The sequence below is a fragment of the Verminephrobacter aporrectodeae subsp. tuberculatae At4 genome (assembly GCF_000193225.1).
In the GTDB taxonomy this organism is placed as follows: domain Bacteria; phylum Pseudomonadota; class Gammaproteobacteria; order Burkholderiales; family Burkholderiaceae_C; genus Acidovorax; species Acidovorax aporrectodeae.
Map to the genome: position 1 here is coordinate 1 of NZ_AFAL01001046.1, position 233 is coordinate 233.

Genomic DNA, 233 nt, shown 5'->3' on the forward strand with positions numbered 1-233 from the left:
CGTTGCGTGCCAGGTCGCGGATGACCTCGAACACCTTGGCGACTTCGCGTTCGTTCAGCGCGGCGGAGGGCTCGTCCATGACGATCAGCCGCGCCCGGGTGGTCAGGGCCCGGGCGATCGCGGTCAGCTGCTGCTGGGCCACGGACAGGTTCTCGACCCGGGTTTGCGGGCCAAAGCCGGCCCCCACGCGCTCCAGCGCCCGGAGCGCCAGCGCGCGCCGGGCCGGGGCGTCG

The 233-nt window shown here is 74.2% G+C and carries 1 protein-coding gene; it reads right to left on the bottom strand.

What is annotated here, in order from left to right; all coding sequences use genetic code 11:
• Window positions 1-233: ATP-binding cassette domain-containing protein (locus VTU_RS30395; protein ID WP_010110657.1), on the bottom strand; the 233-nt coding region annotated here is incomplete at both ends.